Here is a 23,472-nt window from a genome sequence, read left to right on the forward strand (position 1 = left end):
ACCGATGCAAGTCGATGATCGGATGACACACGCGCTGCCGCTCGGGAAGATCGACGACGGCCGCGACCTGATGAACGAGAGCGAATCGCTTCGCTCGATCGTGCTGTATTGAACGGAAGGGAAACCCCATGCTCGAACTCGTTTCTTCGCATGCTTGCCACGGTGGCGAGCAACGCTTCTATCGCCACGATTCGAAGGCGATCGGCCTGCCGATGAAGTTCTCGGTGTACCTGCCGCCGCAGGCCGCGCACGGCCGCGTGCCGGCGTTGTTCTATCTCGCGGGGCTCACGTGCACCGAAGAGACGTTCGCGATCAAGGGCGGCGCGCAGCAATACGCGGCGCAGCACGGCATCGCGCTCGTGATGCCCGATACGAGCCCGCGCGGTGCGGGCGTGGCGGGCGAGACCGATGCGTGGGATTTCGGCGTCGGCGCGGGCTTCTACGTCGATGCGACGCAAGCGCCGTGGTCGACGCATTACCGGATGGAGTCGTACGTGACGGGCGAGCTGCGCGAGCTCGTCGCGGCCGAACTGCCGATCGACGGCGCGCGGCTCGGGATCTTCGGTCACTCGATGGGCGGGCATGGCGCACTGACGCTCGCGCTGCGTCACCCGGGCCTGTACCGGTCGGTGTCGGCGTTCGCGCCGATCGCCGCGCCGACGCGCTGCCCGTGGGGCGAAAAGGCGTTCTCCGGTTATCTCGGCGCGGACCGTGAGGCGTGGAAGCAGCACGATGCAAGCGAACTCGTCGCGCGCGCGGAGGCACCGAAGTTCGCGGACGGCATCCTCGTCGACCAGGGCCTCGCCGACCAGTTTCTCCCGAACCAGCTGAACCCCGACGTGTTCGAAGCCGCATGCGCGAAGGCCGGGCAGCCGCTGACGCTGCGCCGCCATCCGGGCTACGACCACGGGTACTACTTCATCTCGACGTTCATCGCCGATCACCTCGCGCATCACGCGCGCGTGCTGGCACGGTGAGCGCGGCGCGCTGCATCGCGCGCGCATGAAAAAACGCCGGCGCTGCCTTCGGGCATGCCGGCGTTTTCGTTTTCGCCGCTAGACGGCGGGACGATCAGTGGCGCCGCAACAGACTCGCGCCGTACACCAGCGCCGACAACGCGGTGATCCAGAAGCTTGTCGGCCAGTCGGTGTGATACGCGAGCGCAATCCCGACCCACGCTTCGAACAGGGCGAACAGCGCGGCGAGCAGCACGCCCGTCGACAGCCGCGTCGCCACGTTCTGCGCGGCCGCGGCCGGCCCGACCAGCAGCGTGAACACCAGCAGCACACCGACGATCTGCGTCGCCGCGGCCACGGCGAGCGCGCACACCGCGAGGAACAGCACCGACACCGTGCGCAGCGACACGCCCTTGGCTTCGGCCAGCTCGGGCTGCAGCGACGCGAACAGCAGCGGCCGCGCGATCAGCGCGAGCGCGACGAGGCTCACCGCGCCGATGCCGGCCAGCACTGCGAGCGTGTCGTGGCTGACCGCGAGCACGTTGCCGAACAGCAGTGCGGTGACCTGCGTCGCGAACGACGTGTAGAAGTGCAGGAACAGCAGCCCGAAGCCGAGCGCGCCCGACAGAATCACGCCGATCGCGACGTCGCGGCCCGCGAGCCGTTCGCCGAGCGCACCCATCCCGATCCCGGCCGCGAGCGTGAAGCCGACCATCCCCCAGATCGGCGAGATGCCGAGCAGCACCGCGCCCGTCGCGCCGGTGAAGCCGACGTGCGACAGCGCATGGCCGGCGAAGGTTTGTCCGCGCAGCACCAGGAAGTAGCCGACGATGCCCGCGAGCACCGCGACGATCCCCGACGCGGCGAACGCGTTGATCATGAAGTCGTATTCAAACATCGTGCGATTGCCCGGGATGAGCGTGTCCGTGGTGGTGATGGCCGTGGCCGCCGCCACCGCCGTGCGAGTGACCGTCGTCGTCCTCGTGTTCGTGATCGTGCTTTTCGATTTCGACGTCGCCCGACATCACGAAGATCTTGCCGTTCACGCGCATCACGTCGATCGGCGAGCCGTAGAGCCGCGACAGCACGGGCCGGGTGATCACCTCGTCGACGGTGCCGAGCGCGGCGACGCCGTTACCCAGATACAGCACGCGGTCGAGCGCGTTCAGGAGCGGATTCAGCTCGTGCGCGGAGAACAGCACGGTGATGCCGAGCTCGCGCTGCACGTTGCGCACGAGTTCGACGACGCCGCGCTGATGGTTCGGGTCGAGGCTGATCAGCGGTTCGTCGAGCAGCAGCAGCTTCGGGCTGCCGAGCAGGCATTGCGCGAGCAGCAGGCGCTGGCGCTCGCCGCCCGACAGTTCCGACAGCGGCCGGCGCGCGAGCGTCGGGCCGCCGACGAGGTCGAGCACGCGGTCGACGTCGCGCCGCGTCGCGGCATTCGTGTGCGGCAGCCCCCAGCGGTGGCCGTCGGCGGCCATCGCGACGAAGTCGTAGCCGCGCATCCGGCGATTCGCGAGGCCGCTGCGGATCTGCGGCATGTAGCCGATCGACGCGTTGCCGCGCACGACCGGCACGCCGCCGACCGACAGCGTGCCGCTCGACACGGGGACGAGGCCGAGCACCGCGCGCATCAGCGTCGTCTTGCCCGCGCCGTTCGGTCCGAGCACGCCGACGAATTCGCCGGGTTCGATCGAGAAGCTGACGTCGCGCAGGATCGTGCGTCCGCCCAGTTCGAGCGTGACGCGATCGACGGCGAGTGCGTGGGGAGTGGCGGTCATGTCGTTGCAGGGGTTATTTCTTGCCGGCGGCAAGCGCGGTGGCGAGTGCGTCGAGCTGGCCGGCCATCCATTGCTGGAAGGTCTTGCCGGCCGGCTGCGTCTCGGTGACGCTGAAGCTCGGCACGCCGGCGTCACGCGCGATCTTCAGCATCCGCTTGGTCATCGGTTCTTCGGCCTGGCTGTTGTAGATCAGCACGCGCACCTGCTTTTTGCGCAGGTCGGTCTCGAACGCGGCGACGTCCTGCGCGCTGGCTTCGGTGTCGTTCATCGTCGCGAGCTGGAAGCGCTGGTTGCGCATGTCGAGGCCGATCGCATCCGACATGTAGCCGAACACGGGTTCGGTGGCCGTCACCGGCACGCCCTTGTACTGCGCGCGCAGCGCGGCGACCTTGTCGTCGACGGGCTTCAGCGACGCGACGAACTTCTGCAGGTTCGCATCGTACTCGGCCTTGTTCGCGGGGTCGGCGCGACCGAGTTCGGTCGCGATCGCGCGTGCGGCCGCCGGCATCGTCGCCGGGTCGTACCACAGGTGCGGGTTGTCGCCCGGCTTCTTGCCGACCAGATCGGCGACGACGATCGTCGCGCGCCCAGCCTGCTTCGATGCGGACAGCAGCTTGCCCATCCACGGATCGTAGTCGGCGCCGTTGTAGATCACGACCTGCGCGTGCTGCAGCGCGCGCGCGGTTTTCGGGCTCGCTTCGAACAGGTGCGGATCCTGGTCGGGATTGCTGAGGATGCTGGTCACGGCGACGTGGCGGCCGCCGATCTGCGACGCGACGTCGCCATAGAAATTCTCCGCGGCGACGACGTTGACGGTCGCGGCCTGCGCGAAACCGGGCGCCGCGAACGACAGCGCGGCGGCCGTGGCGGCGAACAGGCGTGCAAGCGACAGGGCGCGCCGCGGCGCGCGCTTCAGGGCAATGGACATGGAACTCCTCGTTGGAAAGGGCGCCGGCACGGCGCCGTGCGACGCGCGGCGTCAGCGCTGCGCGGGCTTGCCCTTGCAGTGTCCGCACAGGCCGTTGAGCTCGACCACCTGATGGTGGACTTCGAAACCGTGCGCGGGCTCGCTCGCGGACAACTGCTTCGCGAGGTCGCTGCCCGGGATCTCGACGGTATCGCCGCACGAATCGCAGATCAGGAACTGGCCTTCATGCGGCACGCCGATCTCGCAGCATGCGAAGAACGCGTTCCTGGATTCGATCCGGTGGATGAAGCCGTGTTCGACGAGGAAATCCAGCGCGCGATAGACGGTCGTGGGCGGCACGCGGCCGCGTTGCGGTTCGAGCTCGGCGAGCAGGTCGTATGCGCCGATCGGGCGCTGCGCGGCGAGCACGCGTTCGTAGACCTGCCGGCGCAGCGGCGTCCACGCGAGCCCGTGCTCGGCGGCGAATGCGTCGGCCCGGGACAGCCGGGCGTCAATGGACGATGAGGTAGCCATGGCGTGAAGCACGCGAATGAAACGAAGTATGGCGATGATATAACGTATCTCATCCCCGTGCAGCCCGAATTCTCGGTTCCCCCTGCGCTCCGTCCCCTTCATCGTCACTTCAGCCGCGCCGCACCCAGCGCGCCGCGCCTTGCCGGGTGCGGGTCCCCGACCTGCGGCCGATGCCACCGTGCCGCAGCGCATCATCGAAAGCCGCCGTGTCGCCTTGACAGCACGAATCGCGTATCCGATCATTCGATCACCAACAGAGCAATTGATCGGTCAGCGAGCGTTCGCTCACCTCGCGACCTTCGTGCAGCAGAACGAACCGGAGACAACCAGTGAGACTGGACAACAAGGTCGCGATCCTGACGGGCGCGGCAAGCGGTATCGGCGAAGCGGTCGCGCAACGCTATCTGGACGAGGGCGCGCGCTGCGTGCTGGTCGACGTGAAGCCGCCGAGCGGGTCGCTCGCGCGGCTGATCGAAGCGAATCCCGGCCGCGCGGTGGCGGTTACCGCCGACGTCACGCGCCGCGACGACATCGAACGGATCGTCACCACGACCGTCGAGCGCTTCGGCGGCGTCGACATCCTGTTCAACAACGCGGCGCTGTTCGACATGCGCCCGCTCCTCGACGAATCGTGGGACGTGTTCGACCGGCTGTTCTCGGTCAACGTGAAGGGGCTGTTCTTTTTGATGCAGGCCGTCGCGCAGCGGATGGTCGAGCAGGGACGCGGCGGCAAGATCGTCAACATGTCGTCGCAGGCAGGGCGTCGTGGCGAGGCACTCGTTTCGCACTACTGCGCGACCAAGGCCGCGGTGATCAGTTACACGCAGTCGGCCGCGCTCGCGCTCGCGCCGCACCGGATCAACGTGAACGGCATTGCGCCGGGCGTGGTCGACACGCCGATGTGGGAGCAGGTCGATGCGCTGTTCGCACGCTACGAGAACCGGCCGCTCGGCGAGAAGAAGCGGCTCGTCGGCGAAGCCGTGCCGCTCGGCCGCATGGGCGTGCCGGGCGACCTGACGGGTGCCGCGCTGTTCCTCGCGTCGGCCGACGCCGACTACATCACCGCCCAGACGCTGAACGTCGACGGCGGCAACTGGATGAGCTGAGACATGGCGCCGCTCGCACGCGCAACCGCCGAACCACGAGGGCACGCATGATGGCCGAGATCGTCGTCGCCGGCGAACTGCTGGCCGAATTCGTCGCCGCCGAGCGCGGCCAGGGCTTCGACACGCCGGGCCTGTTCGCCGGGCCGTTCCCGAGCGGCGCGCCGGCGATCTTCGCCGATCAGGCCGCGCGGCTCGGCGCGCGCGTCGCGTACGCGGGCTGCGTCGGTCGCGATGCGTTCGGCGACGCGATCGTCGCGCGGCTCGAACGCGATGGCGTCGACGTCGCGCGCATCCGCCGCGTTGCCCGCCCGACCGGCACCGCGTTCGTCGCGTATCGCGACGACGGGTCGCGCAGCTTCGTGTTTACGCTGTCCACCAGCGCGGCCGCTTGTGTCGATGCATCCGACGTCGATGCCGCGATGTTCGACGGCTGCCGCTACTTCCACGTGATGGGCTCGTCGCTGACGAGCGAATCGGCGATCGCGGCGGTGCAGCGCGGCGTGTTCGAGGCGGCGCGCGTCGGCGCGAAGGTGTCGTTCGATCCGAACGTGCGGCCCGAGATGCTGAGCTTCCGCCCGATGCGCGCGGCGCTCGACGCGATGCTCGCCGCGTGCCACCTGTTCCTGCCGAGCGAGGCCGACCTGCCGTTCTTCTGCGGGCCGCAGCCGGCCGAACGCGCGATCGCGGGCCTGCTCGCGACGCATCCGTTGCTCGAGCGCGTCGTGCTCAAGCGCGGCGCGGCCGGTAGCGTCGCGTTCGATCGCGCGAGCCGCGTCGAGGCGCCGGCCTGCGCGGTCGACGAGCTCGACCCGACCGGCGCCGGCGACTGCTTCGGCGGCACGCTGGTCGCGAGTCTCGTCGCCGGCCTGCCGATCGACGTGGCATTGCGCCGGGCGAATGCGGCCGGCGCGATCGCGGTCACGCGGCGCGGCCCGATGGAGGGCAACAGCGGCGCCGCCGAGATCGACCGTTTCCTGACCGAACGAGGTATCGCATGTCCGGCCTGACCTCCACCGCCGAGCGCGCGCGCACCGCGCATGCCGACGCCGTGCTGCGGATGATCTTCGACGCGAACCGCGCGGATGCGCAGCGCGGCATCTATTCGATCTGCAGCGCGCACCGGCTCGTGCTGGAAGCCGCATGCGAAGCCGCGCGCGCGGACGGCTCGCCGCTGCTGATCGAGGCGACCTGCAACCAGGTGAATCATCTTGGCGGCTATACGGGCATGACGCCCGCCGATTTCCGGCGCGACGTCGACGCGATCGCGCAGCGCTGCGGGCTCGCGCCGTCGGCGCTCGTGCTCGGCGGCGATCATCTGGGGCCGAACCCGTGGCGGCACCGCCGCGCGGCCGACGCGATGCGCGAAGCGGCCGCGATGGTCGCGGCCTACGTCGAAGCCGGTTTCGAGAAGATTCACCTCGATGCGAGCATGGCCTGCGCGGACGATCCCGCGCGGCTCGACGATCGCACGATCGCCGCGCGCGCGGCCGAGCTGTGCCGCGTGGCGGAAGCGGCGGCCGCGCGCGCCGGCACCGCTCCCGTCTACGTGATCGGTACCGAGGTGCCGACGCCGGGCGGCGAAGTGGCGGGCGACGCTGCGATGACGCACATCGTGGTCACGCGCAGCGACAGCATCGCCGCGACGCTCGACGCGCACCGCAGCGCCTTCGCGGCGGCGGGGCTCGACGACGCATGGACGCGCGTGGTCGCGATCGTCGCGCAGCCGGGTGTCGACTTCGACGATCGCCACGTGCTCGACTACGACAGCGCGAAGGCCGCATCGCTCGGCGCAAGCATCCTGCGCACGCCGCGCCTCGTGTTCGAAGCGCATTCGACCGACTACCAGACCGAAGGCGCGCTCGCCGCGCTCGTGCGCGACCACTTCGCGGTGCTGAAGGTCGGCCCCGCACTGACCTTCGCGCTGCGCGAGGCGCTGTTCGCGCTGACCTTCATCGAGGACGCGCTGATCGACGACGCCGCGCAGCGTTCGCGGCTGCGCGACGTGGTCGATGCGGCGATGCGCGCGCAGCCCGAGCACTGGGCGCCGTACTACCGCGGCGACGAGACCGCGCAGCGGCTCGCGCGCCAGTTCAGCTACAGCGACCGGATCCGTTACTACTGGCTGCAGCCGGCCGTCGCGGCGGCGGTCGAGCAGTTGTTCGACAACCTCGCGCGGCAACCGGTGCCCGAAACGCTCGTCGCGCAGTGGCTGCCGGACGTGTACGCGGCGTGCCGCGCGGGCGATCTTGCGAAAGCGCCGCGCGCCTGGGTGCGCCACCGGATACGCGACGTGATCGCGCACTATGCGCGCGCGTGCGGAATGCAGCGGCCGGCGTGACGGGCCGCGAACGAAACGACGCAACAACGACGCAGTTCGAATAATCACAGGAGACATGCCATGCAACGAAAGATGCTCGACGCCGCCGTACGCTGCTTCGCCGGAGCCGCGTTCGCGACGGCCGCCTGCGCCGCATCCGCCGGCACGCTGACGATCGCGACGCTGAACAACCCCGACATGATCGAGCTGAAGAAGCTGTCGCCGGCGTTCGAGAAGGCGAACCCCGACATCAAGCTGAACTGGGTGATCCTCGAGGAGAACGTGCTGCGTCAGCGCGCGACCACCGACATCACGACCGGCAGCGGCCAGTTCGACGTGATGGCGATCGGCACCTACGAGACGCCGCAGTGGGGCAAGCGCGGCTGGCTCGCGCCGATGACGGGGCTGCCCGCCGATTACGACCTGAACGACATCGTGAAGACCGCGCGCGACAGCCTGTCGTACAACGGCCAGCTCTACGCGCTGCCGTTCTACGTCGAAAGCTCGATGACGTTCTACCGGAAGGACCTGTTCGCGGCGAAGGGGCTGAAGATGCCCGACCAGCCGACCTACGACCAGATCGCCGAATTCGCGGACAAGCTCACCGACAAGGCGAAGGGGACCTACGGGATCTGCCTGCGCGGCAAGGCCGGCTGGGGCGAGAACATGGCGTACGTGTCGACGGTCGTGAACACGTTCGGCGGGCGCTGGTTCGACGAGAACTGGAATGCGCAGCTCACGTCGCCCGAATGGAAGAAGGCGATCACGTTCTACGTGAATCTGCTGAGGAAAGACGGCCCGCCGGGAGCGAGCTCGAACGGCTTCAACGAGAACCTGACGCTGACCGCCTCGGGCAAGTGCGCGATGTGGATCGACGCGACGGTCGCGGCCGGGATGCTCTATAACAAACAGCAGTCGCAGGTCGCCGACAAGATCGGTTTCGCGGCCGCGCCGGTCGCCGTCACGCCGAAGGGTTCGCATTGGCTGTGGGCGTGGGCGCTGGCCGTGCCGAAGACGTCGAAGCAGCAGGACGCCGCGCGCAAGTTCATCGCGTGGGCGACCTCCAAGCAGTACGTCGAGATGGTCGGCAAGGACGAAGGCTGGGCGTCGGTGCCGCCGGGCACGCGTACGTCGACCTACCAGCGCCCCGAGTACAAGGCCGCCGCGCCGTTCTCGGACTTCGTGCTGAAGGCGATCGAGACGGCCGATCCGAACGATCCGTCGCTGAAGAAGGTGCCGTACACGGGCGTGCAGTACGTCGGGATTCCTGAATTCCAGTCGTTCGGCACGGTGGTCGGCCAGGCGATCGCCGGTGCGGTGGCCGGCCAGATGACGGTCGACCAGGCGCTCGCCGCCGGACAGGCCGCCGCGGACCGCGCGGTGCGCCAGGCCGGCTACAAGAAGTAACGCGGCCTGCACCGTGCGCGTCGTTGCGCACGGTGCGTGTCGCGCCAGCAGAAGGGCGGGCAGGCCGTTCGCCCCCGCGCCTCAACCGGAGGGACTCCGATCATGCGTCATTTACGTCTTCCCCTGAGCCACGCGCCGTCGGTCGGCGACGCGACGTCGCCGCCGGGCGCCCCGCGCCGCGCGCGCAGCGGTACGCGCTGGCTCGTCTCGCCGTCCGTCGCGGTGCTGCTGCTGTGGATGTCGATTCCGCTCGCGATGACGATCTGGTATTCGTTCTCGCGCTACAACCTGCTGAACCCGGACGAAAAGGGCTTCGCCGGGCTCGACAACTACCGCTTCCTCGCGACCGATCCGTCGTTCCTGCCCGCGATCTGGCACACGCTCGTGCTGATCGGCGCGGTGCTCGCGATCACGGTGGTCGGCGGCGTGCTGATGGCCGTGCTGTTCGACCGCAAGTTCTACGGGCAGGGCGTCGCGCGATTGCTCGCGATCGCGCCGTTCTTCGTGATGCCGACGGTTGCCGCGCTGATCTGGAAGAACATGATCCTGCATCCTGTGTACGGGCTCGTCGCGACCGCGATGCGCGCGCTCGGGATGACCCCGATCGACTGGTTCGCCACCTATCCGCTCACCGCCGTGATCATGATCGTCGCGTGGCAGTGGCTGCCGTTCGCGTTCCTGATCCTGTTCACCGCGATCCAGTCGCTCGACCAGGAGCAGAAGGAAGCCGCGCGCATCGACGGTGCCGGCCCGATCGCGATGTTCTTCTACATCACGCTGCCGCACCTGAAGCGCGCGATCGCCGTGGTCGTGATGATGGAGACCATCTTCCTGCTGTCGATCTTCGCGGAGATCTACACGACGACGGGCGGCGGCCCGGGCGACGCGACCACCAACCTGTCGTACCTGATCTATGCGCTCGGCCTGCAGCAGTTCGACGTCGGCCTCGCGTCCGCGGGCGGGATCATCGCCGTCGTGGTCGCGAACGTCGTGTCGTTCTTCCTCGTGCGGATGCTCGCACGCAACCTGAAGGGAGAGTACGAGAAATGAGCGACCTCACTTTCGAAGGCCGGCGCGTGCCGGCTGCGTTCGACCTCGTGCGGCGCGCGCTGCCCGGCGCGCTCGCGTGGCTCATCGCGCTGCTGCTGTTCTTCCCGATCTTCTGGATGGCGATCACCGCGTTCAAGACCGAGCAGCAGGCGTATGCGTCGACGCTGTTCTTCGTGCCGACGCTCGACAGCTTCCGCGAGGTGTTCGCACGCAGCAACTACTTCGCGTTCGCGTGGAATTCGGTGCTGATCTCGGCGGGCGTCACGGTGCTCTCGCTGCTGCTCGCGGTGCCGGCTGCCTACTCGATGGCGTTCTTCCCGAACCAGCGCACGCAGAAGGTGCTGCTGTGGATGCTGTCGACCAAGATGATGCCGTCGGTGGGCGTGCTGGTGCCGATCTACCTGCTGTGGAAGAACGCGGGGCTGCTCGATACCGTGTCGGGCCTCGTGATCGTCTACACGCTGATCAACCTGCCGATCGCGGTGTGGATGACCTTCACGTACTTCAACGAGATCCCGAAGGACATCCTCGAAGCCGGGCGCATCGACGGCGCGTCGACCTGGCAGGAGATCGTCTACCTGCTGATGCCGATGGCGCTGCCGGGGCTCGCGTCCACCGCGCTGCTGCTCGTGATCCTGTCGTGGAACGAGGCGTTCTGGAGCATCAACCTGTCGAGCTCGAACGCCGCGCCGCTGACCGTGTTCATCGCGTCGTACTCGAGCCCCGAGGGCCTGTTCTGGGCGAAGCTGTCCGCAGCTTCCCTGCTCGCGGTCGCGCCGATCCTGATCGTCGGCTGGCTGTCGCAGAAGCAGCTCGTGCGCGGCCTCACGTTCGGAGCGGTCAAATGAGCGCGGCCGGCAAAGGCGGCGCAAGCGAAGGGACGAACGTGCTGATCTGCGATTGCGACGGCGTGCTGATCGACAGCGAGGCCGTGGCCGCCGACGTGATCGTGCGCGAGCTCGATGCGCGCTGGCCGGGTGTCGATGCGCGACCGGCGGTGATGCCGCTGCTCGGGCTGCGTATCGAGCGCGTGCTGGCCGGCGCGGGCGAAGCGGTCGGGCGCACGCTGTCGGCCGACGACGTCGATGCGATTCGCCGCGCGGTCGAGGCGGCGGCCGTCAACGCGCCGATGGTCGACGGCATCGACGCGGCGCTCGCCGCGATCAAGCTGACGACCGCCTGCGCGAGCAACAGCTACCGCGCATACGTCGAGGCGGCGCTGGCACGCACCGACCTCGCACGCTTCTTCGGAGACCGGCTGTTCTGCGCGGATTCCGTTGCGCGGCCGAAACCGGCGCCCGACGTGTATCTCGCGGCCGCGCACGCGCTCGGCGTCGTGCCCGCGCACTGCCTCGTCGTCGAGGACAGCGTGACCGGCATCACCGCGGCGGCCGCGGCCGGCATGACCGTGCTCGGCTTCGTCGGCGGCGGGCACGCCTCGGCGGCGCAAATCGACGCGTTGCGCAGCATCGGCGCGCGTCACGTATTCGACGACATGCACGAGCTGCCCGGCTACGTCGCGCGCTGGCAGGCGACGGGCGCGGTGCTGCCGAACTAGCAACGATCAAGCGCTGCCGGCAAGGCGGCGCATCACGAACGAACGGAGACAGACCATGGCAAGCGTGCTCCTGCGCAACATCGCGAAGCGCTACGACGACACCGAAGTGCTGCGCAACGTGAACCTCGACATCGCCGACGGTGAATTCGTCGTGTTCGTCGGGCCGAGCGGCTGCGGCAAATCCACGCTGATGCGGATGATCGCCGGGCTCGAGGACATCTCGAGCGGCGACCTGCTGATCGACGGCGCGAAGGTCAACGACGTGCCGAGCGCGAAGCGCGGCATCGCGATGGTGTTCCAGTCGTATGCGCTGTACCCGCACATGACGCTGTACGACAACATGGCGTTCGGCCTCAAGCTCGCGGGCGCGAAGAAGCCCGAGATCGACCAGGCCGTGAAGCAGGCCGCGAAGATCCTGCATATCGACCACCTGCTCGACCGCAAGCCGAAGCAGCTGTCGGGCGGCCAGCGGCAGCGCGTCGCGATCGGCCGCGCGATCACGCGCAAGCCGAAGGTGTTCCTGTTCGACGAGCCGCTGTCGAACCTTGACGCCGCGCTGCGCGTGAAGATGCGGCTGGAGTTCGCGCGGCTGCACGACGAGCTGAAGACGACGATGATCTACGTGACGCACGATCAGGTCGAGGCGATGACGCTCGCCGACAAGATCGTCGTGCTGTCGAACGGTGCGGTGCAGCAGGTCGGCACGCCCAACGTGCTGTATCACGCGCCGGCGAACCAGTTCGTCGCGGGCTTCATCGGCTCGCCGAAGATGAATTTCCTGAAGGGCACGGTCGAATCGGCCGATGCGACGGGCGTGCTGGTGCGCTTCGGCAGCGGCGAGACGCAGCACGTCGCGGTCGATGCGGTGGGGTTGCAGCGCGGCGCAACGGTGACGGTTGGCGTACGGCCCGAGCATTTGATCGTGGGGCAGGCGGCGACCGGCGTCGCTGCGCGGACGATGGCCGTCGAATCGCTCGGCGATGCCGCGTATCTGTACGCGGAGTCGGCCGTCGCACCGGACGGGCTGATCGCGCGAATTCCGCCGCTCGACACGTACCGCACCGGCGAGGCGCTGCACGTGCATGCGCAGGCCGGGCACTGCCACCTGTTCGACGAGAACGGGCAAGCGTTCCGGCGGCTCGACGTACACGCGAAGGCCGCGTGACGGGCGGCGCCTGCGCCGCTCAGAGGCGCAGGTGTTCGGCCATGTGGTCGACGAACGCGCGCAGCTTCGGCGTCGGATGGCGGCCCGACGGCCACAGCACGTAGACCGGCGTGCGGCTCGCGACGTGTTCGTCGAGCACCGCGTGCAGCGTGCCGTCGGCGAGCGCGTCGCGCACGAAGAACTCGGGCAGGCACGCGATGCCGAGCCCGCGCAGCGCGAAGCACACGCGTGTTTCCGCGGTGTTGCTGACCATCGAGACCGGCACCTCCGGCGGCGTGCCGGCGCGCGGCGCGCGCAACGGCCAGATCTCGAGCTTGCCGCTGCTCGGGAAGCGGAAGTGCAGGCAGCGGTGCTGCGCGAGATCGGCCGGCGTGCGCGGCGTGCCGTGCCGCTCGAGGTAGTCGGGCGACGCGACGAGGTGTTGCCGGAAATGGCCGAGCAGTCGCGACGACAGCCGCGAATCGGTCGGCCGGCCGGTGCGCAGCACCACGTCGAAGCCTTCGTCGACCACGTCGACGATCCGGTCGTTGAAGTCGATGTCGAGCTCGATCTCCGGATACCCGGCCATGAAGTCGGCGAGCACCGGCAACAGCAGCGTGCCGATCGTCGGCAGGCTCACGCGCAAGCGCCCGCGCGGCGCTTCGGCGCTGTGCGTCAGTTCCTGTTCGGCCGCGTCGATCTCGGCGATCACGCGCCGGCACCGTTCGAGAAAGCGTTCGCCTTCGGCCGTCAGCGTGATGCTGCGCGTGCTGCGGTGAAAGAGCCGCACGTTCAGGCGCGCCTCGAGCCGCGCGATGCGCTTGCCGATCGCGGACGCCGACAGCCCGAGCGCGCGGCCCGCCGCGACGAAACTGCGCGTTTCCGCGACCTGAACGAACACGACGAAGCCGCCGAGGTTTTCCATGCGAGTTTCCGATTGCGGACACCGGCGTCCGGATTGTCCGGAACTCTACCCCGGTTTTTCTTCTCGCGCCGGCTCCCTACGATGGGCGTTCCTTCACTGTTCGAGGTCGCACCATGTCATTCCTGCCTGTCATCGCTCGTCGCGTCGAAGCCGGGAGCGCATCATGAGCGATTGCCCGTCGATGGACGGCCGTGTTGCCGGCCGGCCGGCGCAGGCGGCAGAACGCCTGCCGGTCGCGAACCTGCTGGCGCTCGCGACGGCCGGCTTCATCACGATCCTCACCGAAGCATTGCCGGCCGGCTTGCTGCCGCTGATGAGCATCGACCTGCATGTGACCGAGGCGCTGATCGGCCAGCTCGTGACCGTGTATGCGCTCGGCTCGATCGTCGCGGCGATTCCGCTCGTCGCCGCGACACGCGCGATGCGCCGGCGCGGCCTGCTGCTCGCGGCGCTGGCGGGCTTCGTCGTGTCGAACGCGGTCACGGCCGTGTCGCCGTACTACGCGCTCACGCTCGTCGCGCGTTTCGTCGCCGGGATGGCGGCCGGGCTGCTGTGGGCGCTGCTGGCCGGTTACGCGAGCCGGATGGTCGATGCGTCGCTGCGCGGCCGCGCGATCGCGGTCGCGATGCTCGGCGCGCCGGTCGCGATGTCGATCGGCATTCCGGGCGGCACGTCGCTCGGCGCAGCGTTCGGGTGGCGCGTTGCGTTCGCGGGCATCACGCTCGCGGCGCTCGCGCTGATCGGCTGGATCCGTCTGCGCGTGCCCGATTATCCGGGGCAGCCTGCCGGCGCGCGCGAACCGGTGTTCGGCGTGATGACGCTGCCTGGCGTGCGGCCGGTGCTGACGGTGATGTTCGCGTACGTGCTCGCGCACAACATGCTGTACACGTACGTCGCGCCGTTCCTCGCGGGCATGCGGATGGGCGCGCAGGTCGATGTGGTGCTGCTCGTGTTCGGCATCGCGTCGCTGGTCGGCATCGCGCTGACGGGCGCCTGGATCGGTGCGGCGCAGCGGCGCCTGACGCTTGCGAGCATCGCGTTGTTCGCGCTCGCGGCGGCGATACTCGGCGCCGGCTCCGGGATGACGATCGTCTATGCGGGCGTGGTGCTGTGGGGGCTCGCGTTCGGCGGTGCGCCGACGCTGTTCCAGACGGCCACCGCGAACGCGGCCGGGGAGTCGGCCGATGTCGCGCAGTCGATGCTCGTGACGGTGTGGAATCTCGCGGTCGCGGGCGGCGGCATCGCGGGCGGGATGCTGCTCGGCGCAACGGGCGCCGGCGCGATTCCGTGGGTGCTCGTCGCGCTGCTGGCGGCCGCGTGGGCCGTCGCGTGGCGTGCGCGCCGGCATGCGTTCCCGGCGCCGCGCGCGGCGGCTGCGGCTGCCGTGTGAGCCTGCGGCGGCGTCAGGCCGCCTTCGCGGCGAGTGCGGCGCGCGCGCAGGTTTCGTCGGTGACGAGCCCCGACAGCCAGCCGCCGCGTAGCGCGGCAATCACCGCGTCGTGTTTCTTCGGGCCGCCGGCGAACGCGATCGTCGGCAGCTTCGGCGGCGTGGCGAGCGCGACGCTCGTCACGCGCCCGCTCGTCGAGACGTCGATCCGCTTGCCCTGCGCATCGATCGGCACGCCGAGCAGTTCGGCCACCGCGCCGAGCGCGGTCATCTCGTCGCGTTCCTGCTCGGTGATGAAGCCGTCTTCGTAGAGCGGGCAGTGCGGGCCGATGTTGCCGACCCCGACGAACGCGACGTCGGCCTTGCCCGACAGCGCATCGACGATCCGGTACAGCCGGTGATTGCACCATTGCGCGCGCTCGGCGGCGCTGTCGGCGAACAGCGGCGCGGGCAGCAGGAAGTGCTTGCTGCCGGTTTTCTCGGAGATGTACTGCGCGACGTCGTAGCGGTTCGACGAGCCGTCGGCCGCGATCGCGCCGACCATCGACACGAGGCGGTGCTGCGGCCGGTCGATCTGCGCGATCTGCGCGACGGCCGCCTTCAGCGTCCGGCCGCTGCTCACGGCGATCACCATCGGCCGCGTTTCGTTCAGGTAGCGCTCCATCACCTGCGCGCCGGCGACCGCGAGCTTGCGGTCGATCGCGTCGGGCGCGTCGGCATCGACCGGCACGACTTCGCACATCGCGAGGCCGTAGCGTTTCGACAGCTGCGCGCCGAGGTCGAGACAGTCGGCGAGCTGGTGGTCGACGCGCACGCGGATCAAATTCTTCTCGACCGCGAACGCGACGAGGCGCTGCGCGACCGGGCGCGACACCTGCAGCTTCTCGGCGATTTCGTTCTGCGTGTCGCCCGCGACGTAGTAGAGCCACGCGGCACGTGTGGCGAGATCGAGTTTTTCTGAGGACTTGGACACGATAGCGGTTCGGTTCGGATCTGGGGGCGCCCCCGCGGGCCGGCCGTCAGGCGGCGCAACGGCATCCACTGTAACGCATGCCGGGTGCGCGGCCGACGGGCGCGGCGCGTCGCCGCGGCGGCGCTTACGCGAGCCGTGCGCGCGATGGTTCGTAAAGCGGGCGCACGTGACGGTACAGCGAGCGGAACGCGTCGAGGCGCTCGCGCAGCAGCGCATGACGCGCGGCGTCGGGCGCGTATTCGGCGCGCACCGGCGGCTTGGTCAGCACCGCATGCGGATCGCCGCCGACGGCGAGCCAGCCCAGGCGCGCCGCGCCGAGCGCCGCGCCCGTTTCACCGCCGCCGTGCTGGCGCGTGCGCACGTTCAGCGCATCGGCGATCAGTTGCGCCCAGAACGCGCTGCGTGCGCCGCCGCCGATCAGCGACAGCCGGTCGGTTTCGACGCCGGCCGCATGCAGCGCATCGAGGCCGTCGGCGAGGCCGAGCGTCACGCCTTCGAGTACCGCGTAGCCGAGATGCGCGCGTTCGGTCGCATGCGTCATCCCGAAGAACACACCCTGCGCGTACGGATCGTTGTGCGGCGTGCGCTCGCCCGACAGGTAGGGCAGGAACAGCGGCGCCGTCGCGAGCGTGTCCGCGTCGAGCGCTTCGATTTCGGCGAGCAGCGCGGGCTCGTCGGTGCCGGTCAGCTTGCAGACCCAGCGCAGGCAGCTCGCGGCCGACAGCACGACGCTCATCAATTGCCAGCGATCGGGAATCGCGTGACAGAACGCATGCACGGCCGACGCCGAATTCGGCATGAAGCGGTCGCCGACCACGCTCAGCACGCCCGACGTGCCGAGCGACACGAAGCCGTCGCCAGCGTGGATCGCGCCGATGCCGAGCGCGCTCGTCGCGTTGTCGCCGCCGCCGCCGGCCACCACGACGCCCTCCGGCAGCCCGAGTTCGCGCGCGACATCCGCGCGCAGCGTGCCGGACGGCGCGTTGCCTTCGACGATGCGCGGCATCTGGTCACGCGTCATGTCGCAGGCGGCGAGCAGCGCGTCGGACCAGTCGCGGCGCGCGACGTCGAGCCACAGCGTGCCGGCCGCGTCGGACGGATCGGATACCTTGGCGCCCGTGAGCCGGAAGCGCAGGTAATCCTTCGGCATCAGCACGCACGCGGTGGCGGCGAACACGCCGGGTTCGTGCTTCGCGACCCACAGCAGCTTCGGCGCGGTGAAGCCGGGCATCGCGAGATTGCCGGCCAGCGCGTGCAGATCGGGTGCGCGTTCGGTGAGCAGTGCGCATTCGTCGGCGCTGCGCATGTCGTTCCACAGGATCGCCGGGCGCAATACGCGGTCGTCCCGGCCGAGCAGCACCGCGCCGTGCATCTGGCCCGACAGGCCGATCCCGCGCACCTGCGCGAACGCCTGGCGGTGCCGTTCGCGCAGCGCCGCGAGCGCGGCGAGCGTGCCTTGCCACCAGTCGTCCGGATGCTGTTCAGCCCACCGCGGGTGCGGCCGCGACACGCTGAACGGCGTGCCCGCGGTGCCGACCACGGTGCCGTCCGGGGCCAGCAGCAGCACCTTCACTTCCGAGGTGCCGAGGTCGATGCCGAGATACATGAGCGATCCGTTCCGTCAGTGAGGAGCCGCTACTTTAGCCGTACGCATGCGCGCCTGCCAACGCAGGTTCGCCCGGATGCGCGGCCGCTTGCCGGCGGCCTGCGGCCGGGCGGCGGGCCGCGTCAGCGCGGCGCGAGCCATGCGTCCACGCGTGCGAGCCCCGCGCGCAGCGCTTCGAACAGCGCGGCGTTGCCGGCGAGCGAGCCCCACAGCGCGCGGCTCGCGCACAGCGCGACGACCGGGTCGTCGGCCTCGACGATCGTGCGCGCCGCGCCTTCGTCCATCACGCCGTCCTGGTAGGCATACGGCAAGAGGCCGCGCGCCCGGCGTTCGAGAAAGCGCAGGAACAGCGCCGGCAATACGGCGGTGGCGACCGGCGCCGCGCCGCGCGCGAACGATTCGACGAGCGTCGGCGCGATGAAGCCGGGAATCTTCGAGAAACCGTCGGCCGCGACGCGCTGGTTCGTGTCGAGCACGTACGGGTTGCCGAAGCGTTCGAGCACGACGTCGCGATAGCGTTCGAGGTCGAGCGGGCTCGGGGTGAGGCACGGGATCACGTCCTGCGTCACGTAGTCGTGCGCGAAGCGGCGGATCGCCGCGTCGTGCGTGCCTTCGTGGATATACGTGTAGCCCGCGAGCGTGCCGGCCCATGCGATGCAGCTGTGCGTCGCGTTGAGGATGCGGATCTTCGCTTCCTCGTACGGATGCACGTCGTCGACTAGTTCCGCGCCGGCCAGCTCCCAGCGCGGCCGGCCGGCCGCGAAGCGGTCCTCGATCACCCACTGGATGAACGATTCGCCCATCACCGGGCACGCATCGTCGATGCCGGTCGCCGCGCGCACGCGTTCGCGCACGTCGTCGGTCGGGCGCGGCGTGATGCGGTCGACCATCGCGCTCGGTGTCGCGACATGGGCGTCGAACCACGCGAGCAGGTCGGTCTGGCCGCGCCGTTCGAGGAATTCGCGCATGCCCGCGCGAAAGCGCGCGCCGTTGTTGCGCAGGTTGTCGCAGCTTTGCAGCGTGAGCGGCCCCGCGTCGCGCTTCACGCGTTCGGCGAGCAGCGCCGCGAGCGCGCCGTACAGCGTCGTGCGCGCGCCCTGCAGGTCGGCCGCGAGATCCGCGTTCGCGAGATCGAGCCGGTTGTGTTCGTCGAGGTAGTAGCCGCCTTCGGTGACGGTGAACGACACGATCCGGCACGCCGGGTCGGCGCCGGCGTCGATCAGCGCGGCGAGGTCGATCGACCACGGCAGCACGCGCGAGATCGCGCGGACCGTCTCGTACGCGCGCTCGCCTTGCGGCGTGACGGTTTCCAGCGTGTACGCGCCGTGTTGCGCGGCGAGCGCATCCATCGTCGCGTGCATGTCGTCGCGGATGTTGCCGACGCTCAGCGACCAGCGTTCGTCGGCCGGCACGGCCGCGTTCACGCGGTGCAGATACCACGCCTGGTGCGCGCGGTGGAACGAGCCGGCACCGATGTGCAGCAGCACGGGCGTGCGGGCGGAGGGCGATTCGGTCATCAGGTGTCTCCTGTCGCGAGCGGATCGCGCTCGGCCTGGCTGCCGCCGCGATCCATGCTGACGAATACGATCATTTGCTCTTCATGTGAGCGAATGATCGTATTCGGGCAAGCGAAAGTCAAGGCAACAGCGTGGCATTTCGATGGTGCGCTGCGGCGGCCGGCGATTCGCGGACGCCGCGCGGCAGCAGCGGGGTGGGCGTCAGCGCCCGTCGGCGCGCGTCAATGCGACGAGTTCGTCGAGCAGCTTGCCGGCCGGGCCGGGCAGAATGCCGTGGCGGCGGCGGAATGCGGTGAGCGTGCGCACCGCGACGACTTCGCGCACGGGCAGCGTGTCGATCGTGCCGGCGCGCCGTTCGGCGCCGTACATCGGCTCGGCCATCCAGCTCAGGAAGCCCGCATGCGCGACGAGGCTCTTCAACGTCGTGACCGAACGCGTCTCGACCGCGATATCGGGCAGCGCCAGCCCGTGCGCGTCGAAGGTCGCGCGCATGTGATCGAACGGTGCGGTGCCGCGCGGCGGAATCGCCCAGCGCGCGTGCAGCGTATCGGCGAGCGTCGGCGCGCGGCCGAGCGCGCGCAGCGGATGGTGCGGCGCCGCAACGATATGGCTGCGATCTTCCCAGCGGCACTCGGGAATCGCGACGATCTCGTCGGTGTCGGGCCCGTGCGCGGACAGCGCGAGATCGATCTCGTGCTTGTGCAGCCCTTCCGCGAGCCGGTCCCACACGCCTTCGAGGATCTCGACGCGCAGATTCGGCCAGCGATCGAGCACGCGGCCGACCGCGACCGGCAGCACGAGGCTCGCGATGCTGCCCACCGCGCCGACCTTGATCGTGCCCTTCGCGAAGCCGCGCATCGCGTTGAGCTCCTCGCGCGCATGCTCGGCCTCGTGCTGCAGCAGCGTCGCGTGCGGCAGCAGCGCGTCGCCGAACGCGGTGAGCTGCACGCCTTTCGAGTGGCGCTCGAACAGCGGCGCGCCGACCTGCTCCTCGAGCCGCTTCAGGATCCGGCTCAGCGCCGGCTGCGTGACGTGCAGCGCGTCGGCCGCGCGGCCGAGGCTGCCGCACGCGACGATGGTCGTGAAGGCCCGCAATTGTCGGAGATCGAAAGTCATGCCGAATCGTAATGGCTTTTTGCAGAAAATACAGTATCCGAGAATGACTCGCGCTTCGATACTGTGGAAACCGCCAAGCCACCGAGGAGACGCCCGAGCATGTCCGGCACCCCGTCCCATTCCGCCGCACCGATCACCGTCCGTGACGCCGTCATCGACCTGTTCCGCCAGTTCGGCATCGACCGCGTGTTCGGCAATCCCGGCTCGACCGAGCTGCCGATGTTCCGCGATTTCCCCGCCGATTTCAGCTACGTGCTCGGCCTGCAGGAGGCCGTCGTGGTCGGCATGGCGGACGGCCATGCGCAGGCCACCGGCAATGCGGCCGTCGTGAACCTGCACTCGGCGGCCGGCGTCGGCAACGCGATGGGCAACCTGTTCACCGCGTTCAAGAACCGCACGCCGCTGATCGTCACCGCGGGCCAGCAGGCGCGCGCGATCCTGCCGTTCGATCCGTTCCTCGGCGCGACGCAGGCCGCCGAGCTGCCGAAGCCGTACGTGAAATGGAGCATCGAGCCCGCCCGGGCGCAGGACGTGCCGGCGGCGATCGCGCGCGCGTACCGGATCGCGATGCAGGAGCCGCGCGGGCCGGTGTTCGTGTCGATCCCGGTCGACGACTGGGACCAGCCCGCCGAACTGCTGCCGCGCCGTGACGTGAGCAGCGTCGTGCGGCCCGATCCCGACGCGCTCGCGCGGCTCGGCGACGCGCTCGATGCCGCGCGGCGTCCCGCGCTGGTGGTCGGCGCGGCCGTCGATCGCGCCGGCGCGTGGGACGACGTCGTGCGGCTCGCCGAGCGGCACCGTGCGCGCGTGTACGTCGCGCCGATGTCGGGACGCTGCAGTTTTCCCGAGGACCATCCGCTGTTCGCCGGCTTCCTGCCCGCGATCCGCGAGAAGATCGTCGCGCGGCTCGACGGGCACGACCTCGTGTTCGCGTTCGGCGCGCCCGCGTTCACCTATCACATCGAAGGGTTCGGCCCGCACGTGCCGCCGGGCGCCGTGCTCGTGCAGCTCGTCGACGATCCCGGCATCGCCGCGTGGACGCCGTCGGGCGATGCGGTGGTCGGCAACCTGCGGCTCGCGGCGCGCGACCTGCTGGCGCGACCGGTGCCGCCGGAGCGGCCGATGCCGGCGCCGCGTCCGCCGCGCCCGCGCGTCGCCGTGCCGCCCGCCGGCGAACGGATGTCCGTGGCGTTCGCGCTGCAGACGCTCGCCGACGTGCGCGACGCGCACGACATCGTCGTCGAGGAGGCGCCTAGCGCGCGGCCCGTGATGCAGGACCATCTGCCGTTCACGCGCAGCGGCACGTTCTACACGATGGACAGCGGCGGCCTCGGCTACGGGATGCCGGCCGCGGTCGGCGTCGCGCTCGCGCGGCCGGGGCAGCGCGTGATCGCGCTGATCGGCGACGGGTCGAGCCTGTATTCGATCCAGGCGTTGTGGAGCGCCGCGCAGCTGAAGTTGCCGATCACGTTCGTGATCCTGAACAATCGTCGCTATGCGGCGCTGCAGGATTTCGCGCCGGTGTTCGGCTTCGGCCCCGACGATCCGGTGCAGGGCACCGATCTGCCCGACCTGAATTTCGTCGCGCTGGCGCAGGGGATGGGCTGCCATGGCACCCGCGTCGCCGATGCCGCGCGCCTGCACGACACGTTGACCGACGCGCTGCGCGCCACCGCGCCCGTCGTCGTCGAAATCGAAGTGGCCTGACGCGCAGCGCGCGTCGTTTCGGAGACTCCATGCAAACCGTATCGATGCTGATCGGCGGCGTACGCCGCGATTCGTCCAGCGGCGCGACATTCGTGCGCCGCAACCCGCTCGACGGCGAAATTGCGTCGACCGCACCCGCGTGCACGATCAACGATGCACGCGCGGCGGCCGACGCAGCGGCTCACGCGTTTCCCGGCTGGGCGGCCCTCGGCCCCGGCGCGCGCCGCGCGCTGCTGCTCAAGGCCGCCGCCGCACTCGAAGCGAAGCACGACCAGTTCGTCGCCGCGATGGCGGCCGAAACCGGCGCGTCGGCGCTGTGGGCCGGTTTCAACGTGCAGCTTGCCGCGAGCGGCCTCGTCGAGGCCGCGTCGCTGACCACGCAGATCGGCGGAGAGCTGATTCCGTCCGACGTGCCCGGCTCGCTCGCGATGGGCGTGCGGCAGCCGGCCGGCGTCGTGCTCGGCATCGCGCCGTGGAATGCGCCGGTGATCCTCGCGACGCGCGCGCTCGCGCTGCCGCTCGCATGCGGCAACACGGTCGTGCTGAAGGGCTCGGAACTGTGTCCGGTCACGCACGGGCTGATCGTCGAGGCGCTGCAGGAGGCCGGCTTGCCGCCGGGTGTCGTGAACTTCGTGACGAACTCGCCCGACGATGCGGGTGCCGTCGTCGACGCATTGATCGCACATCCGGCCGTGCGCCGCGTGAACTTCACCGGGTCGACGCGGGTCGGGCGGATCGTCGCCGAAGCGTGTGCGCGCCATCTGAAACCGTCGGTGCTCGAGCTCGGCGGCAAGGCGCCGTTCGTCGTGCTCGACGATGCCGATCTCGACGCGGCGGTGGCTGCGGCCGCCTTCGGCGCGTTCGCGAATTCCGGGCAGATCTGCATGTCGACCGAACGGCTCGTCGTCGATGCGGCGATCGCCGATGCGTTCGTCGCGAAGCTCGCCGACAAGGCGGCTTCGCTGCCGCTCGGCGATCCGCGCCACGGGCCCGTCGTGCTCGGCTCGCTGATCGACATGAAGGCCGTCGAGCGCTGCAACGCGCTGATCGACGATGCGCTCGCGCATGGCGCGACGCTCGCGTGCGGCGGCAAGTCCGACAGCACGCTGTTCCCGGCGACGCTCATCGATCGCGTGACGCCCGCGATGCGGATCTATGCGGAGGAATCGTTCGGGCCGGTGAAGGGCATCGTGCGCGTCGACGGCGAAGAGGCGGCGATCCGCTGCGCGAACGACAACGCGTTCGGGTTGTCGTCGGCCGTATTCAGCCGCGACGTCGCGCGCGCGATGCGCGTCGCGGCGCGCATCGAAGCGGGCATCTGCCACGTGAACGGCCCGACCGTGCACGACGAGGCGCAGATGCCGTTCGGCGGCGTGAAGGACAGCGGCTTCGGCCATTTCGGCGGCAAGGCCGGCATCGCCGCGTTCACGGACCTGCGCTGGATCACCGTGCAGACCGCGCCGCGTCACTATCCGTTCTGA

21 protein-coding genes are annotated in these 23,472 nt (G+C 69.8%); 12 read left to right on the forward strand and 9 right to left on the reverse strand.

Features of this window, described 5'->3' with window-relative positions; all coding sequences use genetic code 11:
* Positions 1-128 precede the first annotated feature (128 nt).
* Positions 129-977, forward strand: a complete 849-nt coding sequence (gene fghA / locus BX604_RS10675; RefSeq protein ID WP_098550778.1) for an S-formylglutathione hydrolase — start codon at positions 129-131, stop codon at positions 975-977.
* Between the two features lie 94 nt (positions 978-1,071).
* Here the strand turns inward: fghA and BX604_RS10680 are convergent, their stop codons facing one another.
* From BX604_RS10680 to BX604_RS10695, 4 genes are read right to left on the reverse strand one after another with little or no spacing between them, the layout of a single operon-like run.
* A complete protein-coding gene (locus tag BX604_RS10680) occupies positions 1,072-1,854 on the reverse strand; it encodes a metal ABC transporter permease (protein ID WP_098552817.1) in 783 nt (260 codons plus the stop codon).
* Positions 1,847-2,737 carry an ABC transporter ATP-binding protein gene (locus tag BX604_RS10685; RefSeq protein WP_098550779.1) on the reverse strand — a complete coding sequence of 297 codons (891 nt, stop codon included), beginning with the start codon at positions 2,735-2,737 and terminating at the stop codon, positions 1,847-1,849. The genes BX604_RS10680 and BX604_RS10685 overlap by 8 nt, the downstream gene beginning before the upstream one ends.
* Positions 2,738-2,750: 13 nt before the next feature.
* The gene (locus BX604_RS10690; protein WP_098550780.1) at positions 2,751-3,665 is read right to left on the reverse strand and encodes a metal ABC transporter solute-binding protein, Zn/Mn family; all 915 of its coding nucleotides are present in this window, start codon (positions 3,663-3,665) and stop codon (positions 2,751-2,753) included.
* Positions 3,666-3,716: 51 nt separating this feature from the next.
* Entirely contained in the window at positions 3,717-4,178 is a 462-nt protein-coding gene (locus BX604_RS10695) for a Fur family transcriptional regulator (RefSeq protein ID WP_096502480.1), read from the reverse strand.
* A 329-nt stretch (positions 4,179-4,507) separates the two neighbouring features.
* Between BX604_RS10695 and BX604_RS10700 the strand changes: the two genes are divergently transcribed.
* The 8 genes from BX604_RS10700 (at position 4,508) to BX604_RS10735 (ending at position 12,781) form a co-directional block, all read left to right on the forward strand.
* Positions 4,508-5,284: an L-iditol 2-dehydrogenase gene (locus BX604_RS10700; protein ID WP_098550781.1), complete on the forward strand. Its 777-nt coding sequence runs from the start codon at positions 4,508-4,510 to the stop codon at positions 5,282-5,284.
* 50 nt (positions 5,285-5,334) lie between these two features.
* Positions 5,335-6,291, forward strand: coding sequence for a sugar kinase (locus tag BX604_RS10705; RefSeq protein WP_098552818.1), 957 nt, complete (start codon positions 5,335-5,337; stop codon positions 6,289-6,291).
* A complete protein-coding gene (locus BX604_RS10710) occupies positions 6,279-7,622 on the forward strand; it encodes a D-tagatose-bisphosphate aldolase, class II, non-catalytic subunit (protein WP_098550782.1) in 1,344 nt (447 codons plus the stop codon). Before BX604_RS10705 ends, BX604_RS10710 begins: the two co-directional genes overlap by 13 nt.
* Before the next feature lie 60 nt (positions 7,623-7,682).
* Positions 7,683-9,008, forward strand: a complete 1,326-nt coding sequence (locus tag BX604_RS10715; protein WP_098550783.1) for an ABC transporter substrate-binding protein — start codon at positions 7,683-7,685, stop codon at positions 9,006-9,008.
* Positions 9,009-9,110: 102 nt separating this feature from the next.
* Positions 9,111-10,058, forward strand: coding sequence for a carbohydrate ABC transporter permease (locus BX604_RS10720; RefSeq protein WP_098550784.1), 948 nt, complete (start codon positions 9,111-9,113; stop codon positions 10,056-10,058).
* Positions 10,055-10,906, forward strand: coding sequence for a carbohydrate ABC transporter permease (locus BX604_RS10725; RefSeq protein ID WP_098550785.1), 852 nt, complete (start codon positions 10,055-10,057; stop codon positions 10,904-10,906). The genes BX604_RS10720 and BX604_RS10725 overlap by 4 nt, the downstream gene beginning before the upstream one ends.
* Positions 10,903-11,616 carry an HAD family hydrolase gene (locus tag BX604_RS10730; protein WP_098550786.1) on the forward strand — a complete coding sequence of 238 codons (714 nt, stop codon included), beginning with the start codon at positions 10,903-10,905 and terminating at the stop codon, positions 11,614-11,616. Before BX604_RS10725 ends, BX604_RS10730 begins: the two co-directional genes overlap by 4 nt.
* A 55-nt stretch (positions 11,617-11,671) precedes the next feature.
* The gene (locus BX604_RS10735) at positions 11,672-12,781 is read left to right on the forward strand and encodes an ABC transporter ATP-binding protein (RefSeq protein ID WP_098550787.1); all 1,110 of its coding nucleotides are present in this window, start codon (positions 11,672-11,674) and stop codon (positions 12,779-12,781) included.
* Between the two features lie 19 nt (positions 12,782-12,800).
* Here BX604_RS10735 and BX604_RS10740 read toward each other — a convergent pair whose 3' ends face one another.
* Positions 12,801-13,685 carry a LysR family transcriptional regulator gene (locus BX604_RS10740; RefSeq protein ID WP_098550788.1) on the reverse strand — a complete coding sequence of 295 codons (885 nt, stop codon included), beginning with the start codon at positions 13,683-13,685 and terminating at the stop codon, positions 12,801-12,803.
* 163 nt (positions 13,686-13,848) lie between these two features.
* On the opposite strand from BX604_RS10740, the gene BX604_RS10745 reads away from it, so the two are divergent.
* Positions 13,849-15,075 carry an MFS transporter gene (locus tag BX604_RS10745; protein WP_179894793.1) on the forward strand — a complete coding sequence of 409 codons (1,227 nt, stop codon included), beginning with the start codon at positions 13,849-13,851 and terminating at the stop codon, positions 15,073-15,075.
* A 13-nt stretch (positions 15,076-15,088) separates the two neighbouring features.
* Here BX604_RS10745 and BX604_RS10750 read toward each other — a convergent pair whose 3' ends face one another.
* The 4 genes from BX604_RS10750 to BX604_RS10765 all read right to left on the reverse strand — a co-directional run bounded on the left by BX604_RS10750 (position 15,089) and on the right by BX604_RS10765 (position 20,284).
* Positions 15,089-16,045 (reverse strand): sugar-binding transcriptional regulator, encoded by a 957-nt coding sequence (locus tag BX604_RS10750; protein WP_098550790.1) that lies wholly within the window; start codon positions 16,043-16,045, stop codon positions 15,089-15,091.
* Between the two features lie 124 nt (positions 16,046-16,169).
* Positions 16,170-17,651 carry a xylulokinase gene (xylB, locus tag BX604_RS10755; RefSeq protein WP_098550791.1) on the reverse strand — a complete coding sequence of 494 codons (1,482 nt, stop codon included), beginning with the start codon at positions 17,649-17,651 and terminating at the stop codon, positions 16,170-16,172.
* 122 nt (positions 17,652-17,773) lie between these two features.
* On the reverse strand, positions 17,774-19,168 hold the full coding sequence (dalD, locus tag BX604_RS10760; protein WP_098550792.1) for a D-arabinitol 4-dehydrogenase: 1,395 nt from the start codon (positions 19,166-19,168) through the stop codon (positions 17,774-17,776).
* A 201-nt stretch (positions 19,169-19,369) separates the two neighbouring features.
* Positions 19,370-20,284, reverse strand: a complete 915-nt coding sequence (locus BX604_RS10765) for a LysR family transcriptional regulator (RefSeq protein ID WP_098550793.1) — start codon at positions 20,282-20,284, stop codon at positions 19,370-19,372.
* Positions 20,285-20,383: 99 nt separating this feature from the next.
* On the opposite strand from BX604_RS10765, the gene mdlC reads away from it, so the two are divergent.
* Positions 20,384-21,991, forward strand: a complete 1,608-nt coding sequence (gene mdlC, locus BX604_RS10770) for a benzoylformate decarboxylase (protein ID WP_098550794.1) — start codon at positions 20,384-20,386, stop codon at positions 21,989-21,991.
* 29 nt (positions 21,992-22,020) lie between these two features.
* Positions 22,021-23,472, forward strand: coding sequence for an aldehyde dehydrogenase (locus tag BX604_RS10775; RefSeq protein ID WP_098550795.1), 1,452 nt, complete (start codon positions 22,021-22,023; stop codon positions 23,470-23,472).

This window comes from Burkholderia sp. JKS000303, assembly GCF_002563755.1.
GTDB classification, from domain to species: domain Bacteria; phylum Pseudomonadota; class Gammaproteobacteria; order Burkholderiales; family Burkholderiaceae; genus Burkholderia; species Burkholderia anthina_B.

Coding starts and splice junctions, on each gene's coding strand:
- fghA (WP_098550778.1), top strand. CDS start 129: ATGCTCGAACTCGTTTCTTCGCATGCTTGCCACGGTGGCGAGCAACGC.
- BX604_RS10680 (WP_098552817.1), bottom strand. CDS start 1,854: ATGTTTGAATACGACTTCATGATCAACGCGTTCGCCGCGTCGGGGATC.
- BX604_RS10685 (WP_098550779.1), bottom strand. CDS start 2,737: ATGACCGCCACTCCCCACGCACTCGCCGTCGATCGCGTCACGCTCGAA.
- BX604_RS10690 (WP_098550780.1), bottom strand. CDS start 3,665: ATGTCCATTGCCCTGAAGCGCGCGCCGCGGCGCGCCCTGTCGCTTGCA.
- BX604_RS10695 (WP_096502480.1), bottom strand. CDS start 4,178: ATGGCTACCTCATCGTCCATTGACGCCCGGCTGTCCCGGGCCGACGCA.
- BX604_RS10705 (WP_098552818.1), top strand. CDS start 5,335: ATGGCCGAGATCGTCGTCGCCGGCGAACTGCTGGCCGAATTCGTCGCC.
- BX604_RS10710 (WP_098550782.1), top strand. CDS start 6,279: ATGTCCGGCCTGACCTCCACCGCCGAGCGCGCGCGCACCGCGCATGCC.
- BX604_RS10715 (WP_098550783.1), top strand. CDS start 7,683: ATGCAACGAAAGATGCTCGACGCCGCCGTACGCTGCTTCGCCGGAGCC.
- BX604_RS10720 (WP_098550784.1), top strand. CDS start 9,111: ATGCGTCATTTACGTCTTCCCCTGAGCCACGCGCCGTCGGTCGGCGAC.
- BX604_RS10725 (WP_098550785.1), top strand. CDS start 10,055: ATGAGCGACCTCACTTTCGAAGGCCGGCGCGTGCCGGCTGCGTTCGAC.
- BX604_RS10730 (WP_098550786.1), top strand. CDS start 10,903: ATGAGCGCGGCCGGCAAAGGCGGCGCAAGCGAAGGGACGAACGTGCTG.
- BX604_RS10735 (WP_098550787.1), top strand. CDS start 11,672: ATGGCAAGCGTGCTCCTGCGCAACATCGCGAAGCGCTACGACGACACC.
- BX604_RS10740 (WP_098550788.1), bottom strand. CDS start 13,685: ATGGAAAACCTCGGCGGCTTCGTCGTGTTCGTTCAGGTCGCGGAAACG.
- BX604_RS10745 (WP_179894793.1), top strand. CDS start 13,849: ATGAGCGATTGCCCGTCGATGGACGGCCGTGTTGCCGGCCGGCCGGCG.
- xylB (WP_098550791.1), bottom strand. CDS start 17,651: ATGTATCTCGGCATCGACCTCGGCACCTCGGAAGTGAAGGTGCTGCTG.
- dalD (WP_098550792.1), bottom strand. CDS start 19,168: ATGACCGAATCGCCCTCCGCCCGCACGCCCGTGCTGCTGCACATCGGT.
- BX604_RS10765 (WP_098550793.1), bottom strand. CDS start 20,284: ATGACTTTCGATCTCCGACAATTGCGGGCCTTCACGACCATCGTCGCG.
- mdlC (WP_098550794.1), top strand. CDS start 20,384: ATGTCCGGCACCCCGTCCCATTCCGCCGCACCGATCACCGTCCGTGAC.
- BX604_RS10775 (WP_098550795.1), top strand. CDS start 22,021: ATGCAAACCGTATCGATGCTGATCGGCGGCGTACGCCGCGATTCGTCC.